Below are 4,349 nucleotides of genomic sequence, written 5' to 3'. Positions count from 1 at the left end.
CCTTATGTTATTGCAATACTATGTTGCCATGTTATTATGTCCTTATGTTATTGCAATACTATGTTGCCATGTTATTATGTCCTTATGTTATTACAATACTATGTTGTTATGTTATTATATCATTATGTTATTATGTTATTGCAATATTGCACGCTTAAATCGCGTCAAAAATAAGGTCTTTCAAGCATACAGGTAATATGTAGCCTGCACCATGACATCAGATGTCATCAGACGTCTTTATATGTCATACAATCCACTATTTCACAACTGTTTACACGGTCATAATTTTGCAAAGTCAGAACTAAAAAATGGCTTGGAACATCTTCCGACGGACAGCAGCACGCCGCTCACGTCGCGCAGCAATCCGCCGGAGGTGGATTCTCTGTTCAAACGAACAGAGCAAGTTGTGTCTTTGTCCGACAGAAAGTATTCTGCCCGACAAAAACCAACTTGCCCTCCCTCACGGTCGGGGGATTTTCCTCCAAAGTCGGAAAATCTGACGGAGAAAGCAATATAACCCCAAAGCAGAAAAGCATGGAGAAAAAACAGGCAAGAAGGACAGGCAAAAGAACGAAGACTGATCCGGCGGACTACAAGTACAGTTTCCGCCTGAACGCGCAGGAGAAAAGCAAATTCGAGAAACTGTTTCTGGAATCCGGAGCAAGGGACAGGACAATCTTCATCAAGAAATCAATCTTTTCAGAACAGTTGAAGGTTATCAAGGTGGACAAGGTTTCCATAGACTATTACATCCGGCTCGGGGAATTTTACAGACAGTTCCAGGCAATAGGCAACAATTACAATCAGGTCGTAAGGGCCGTACAGAAAAACTTCGGGGACAAAAGGGCGATGTCCTTGCTTTACAAACTTGAAAAGGCTACCCTGGAACTGATACTGCTCAACAAGCAGATTATGGCATTAACCAAAGAATATGAACAGAAATGGTTGCAAAGATAAGTCACGGGACAAACCTTTACGGAGCACTGTCCTATAACCATGAAAAGGTATTTCAGGGGACGGCGGAAATCCTTTCCGGACACCGGATGATTTCCGACCGCCCGGGACTGCCGAGCGAGGACATGCGTTTGGTTCTCCTTTCATTTGAAAACCATCTGACGGCAAACAGGAGGACGGACAAGCCGGTCCTGCATATCGCCCTCAGCCCGGCACCGGAAGACAGGCTGGACAATGACAGACTGGCGGAACTGGCAGAGAAATACATGCAGAAAATGGGTTATGGTGACCAGCCGTTCATCGTGTACAGACATGGCGATACCTGCAACACGCACGTACATATCGTGAGTGTATGCATTGACGATGAAGGAAGGAAAATCAATGACTCCTATGAACACCGCCGTTCCATGACAGCCTGCCGGGAACTGGAACAGGAATTCGGACTGCGTAACAGTGCGGATACGGAAAGACGGAATCCGAAAGCGGAACTGAAAAAGGTAGATGCCTTACAGGGGGATATACGCCATCAGATAGGAAACACACTGAAGGCCGTTCTGGAAAGCTACCGTTTCCAGACTTTCGGAGAGTATTCCGCACTGCTTTCCACACTGAACATTGAAGCCCGACAGGTTCGGGGCGATTACATGGGAACACCCTATACGGGTATCATCTATTCGGCTACAGATGATAGTGGGAAAGTGGTCAGCCCTCCAATAAAAAGTGCAAGGTTCGGCAAGCGTTTCGGAAATACGGGACTGTCCGAACGTATGTTACGGCATACACAGGACATCAAGGAAGGCAGATGGGCTCCTGCCATATCCGGCAAGGTAGTATGGGCCATGCGTAACGCAAAATCGGAACAGGAATTCAGGGAACTGCTGAAACAGGAGCACATTGATGTGGTATTCCGAAGGAACGATACCGGACGTATCTACGGTGTCACATTCATAGACCATGAACGGCGCGAGGCGTTCAACGGTTCACGTATGGGAAAGGAGTTTTCCGCCAACGTATTCAACGATCTTGTCAACTGGTGGGAAGGAATACCCTGGCAGGAGAGACAACAGTCCGGTCCGGAGGAACTTTGGAAACGGTACGGTCATCGTATGGAAGAAGGCAGTGCGCTTGAACAGGCGGCAGGCATCTTCTCCTTTGATGCAAATCCGGCAGTCGATTACGAGGAAGAAGCGTTCCGTCGCCGCATGAAACGGAAAAAGAAACCGCAGAAGCGCAAATCACGCGGTATCTGATCAATCAAAATGAGTCAACAACAGGGGGAACAACGGATTCCCCCACAATCATCTACATCATTATGCAACAGGAAGACGATTTGAGAGCCCTTGCCAAGATTATGGAATTCGGCAGGGCAGTCAGTATTTTTATTCTGGTAGTCCACGTTTATGTGTACTGCTATCCCAGTATGAGTGCCTGGCATCTGAATCTGGATGTCATAGACCGGATACTGATGAACTTTGACAGGACAACCGGTATATTCGGCTGTATCCTTTGGACAAAACTGATGGCAGTTCTTCTGCTGGCCATATCCTGCATGGGTACCATCGGAGTCAAAGGCGAGAAGATTACATGGCAACGTATATGGGCGGTACTTACTGCCGGGGCGGTTCTGTTTTTCATGAACTGGTGGCTGCTTGACATGCCTTTTCCGCACGAAGCTATTACTGCCTTGTATGTGGTGACTCTCGCTACCGGTTATCTATGCCTGCTCATGGCGGGACTGTGGATCAGCAGGCTTTACAAGCATAACCTGATGGAGGATGTGTTCAATATGGAAAACGAATCCTTCATGCAGGAGACAAGGCTGATGGAGAATGAATATTCGGTCAATCTGCCTACCAGATTCCAGTATGGCGGCAAGCTCAACGACGGCTGGATCAACGTGGTCAATCCTTTCCGCGCTACCATCGTATTGGGAACACCGGGTTCCGGTAAATCATATGCAGTGGTAAACAACTACATCAAACAGATGATTTCCAAGGGATTCAGTGTCTATATCTATGATTATAAATTCGATGACCTTTCCACCATTGCCTACAATTCCTTGTTGCACAATATGGACAAATACAAGGTAAAGCCGCATTTTTACGTCATCAACTTCGATGATCCGCACCGCTCACACCGCTGCAATCCCATCAATCCGGAGTTCATGACGGACATCTCTGACGCATACGAAGCAAGCTATACCATCATGTTAAATTTGAATAAGACCTGGATTGAAAAACAAGGTGACTTCTTTGTAGAGTCTCCGATTATCCTGCTGGCAGCCGTTATATGGTATCTCAAAATATTCAAAAACGGTATCTACTGCACGTTCCCTCATGCCGTGGAACTGCTGAACAAACCTTACTCTGATTTGTTTACCATATTGACTTCCTATCCGGAACTGGAGAACTACCTTTCTCCTTTCATGGATGCTTGGAAAGGTGGGGCACAGGATCAGCTCCAGGGCCAGATAGCTTCCGCGAAAATTCCGCTTACCAGAATGATTTCTCCACAGCTGTACTGGGTCATGACAGGCAATGATTTTTCTCTGGACATCAATAATCCGAAGGAGCCTAAAATCCTTTGTGTGGGCAATAATCCGGACCGACAGAACATCTATTCCGCTGCACTCGGACTGTATAATTCCAGAATCGTCAAACTGATAAACAAGAAAGGGCAGCTTAAAAGCACGGTCATTATAGATGAGCTTCCAACCATCTATTTCCGAGGTCTGGACAACCTGATAGCAACGGCACGTTCCAACAAGGTGGCGGTCTGTCTTGGTTTTCAGGATTTCAGCCAGCTTAACCGTGACTACGGTGAAAAGGAAAGCAAGGTGATTCAAAATACAGTCGGTAACATATTCAGTGGTCAGGTGGTAGGTGAAACGGCCAAGACACTTTCCGAACGCTTTGGAAAAATCCTTCAGAAACGACAGTCCATATCCATCAACCGTCAGGATGTTTCCACATCGATCAACACCCAGCTGGATTCCCTAATTCCTGCATCCAAGATTTCCAACCTCTCACAGGGTACGTTTGTCGGTTCCGTGTCGGACAATTTCGGTGAAAAAATCGACCAGAAGATTTTCCATGCGGAAATTATCGTGGACCATGCCAAAGTAAGTGCGGAAGAAAAGGCTTACAAAAAAATCCCGGTTATCAACACGTTCAAAGACAGTGAAGGAAATGACATCATGCTCCAGCAGATACAGCGTAATTATGACCAGATAAAAGCGGACGCCCAGGTCATCATCAACGAAGAGATGGAAAAACTGAATACGAATAAAAACTAAATAATTTTAATTATATATCTTATATTCAATATATTATATATTACACTTGTTTGGATTTTATTTTGGAAGTTGTCTCATACTAGAATTAATATTTTGCGAA

Annotated in this window: 3 protein-coding genes; all 3 read left to right on the top strand. The window is 45.7% G+C overall.

Features of this window, described 5'->3' with window-relative positions; translation table 11 throughout:
- Window positions 1-534 precede the first annotated feature (534 nt).
- The 3 genes from mobA to mobC all read left to right on the top strand — a co-directional run bounded on the left by mobA (window position 535) and on the right by mobC (window position 4,249).
- Complete coding sequence (mobA, locus tag I6E11_RS14160; RefSeq protein WP_204482774.1) at window positions 535-957, top strand: conjugal transfer protein MobA; 423 nt, start codon at window positions 535-537, stop codon at window positions 955-957.
- Complete coding sequence (mobB, locus tag I6E11_RS14155) at window positions 942-2,204, top strand: conjugal transfer protein MobB (RefSeq protein WP_204482772.1); 1,263 nt, start codon at window positions 942-944, stop codon at window positions 2,202-2,204. The genes mobA and mobB overlap by 16 nt, the downstream gene beginning before the upstream one ends.
- Window positions 2,205-2,266: 62 nt before the next feature.
- The gene (gene mobC / locus I6E11_RS14150) at window positions 2,267-4,249 is read left to right on the top strand and encodes a conjugal transfer protein MobC (RefSeq protein ID WP_235338772.1); all 1,983 of its coding nucleotides are present in this window, start codon (window positions 2,267-2,269) and stop codon (window positions 4,247-4,249) included.
- The last annotated feature ends 100 nt before the right edge of the window (window positions 4,250-4,349 follow it).

The organism is Bacteroides caecigallinarum, assembly GCF_021531075.1.
Lineage (GTDB): Bacteria > Bacteroidota > Bacteroidia > Bacteroidales > Bacteroidaceae > Phocaeicola > Phocaeicola caecigallinarum_B.
Note: the sequence above shows the minus strand (reverse complement) of the source record. Positions and strands in the feature narration are given on the sequence as shown.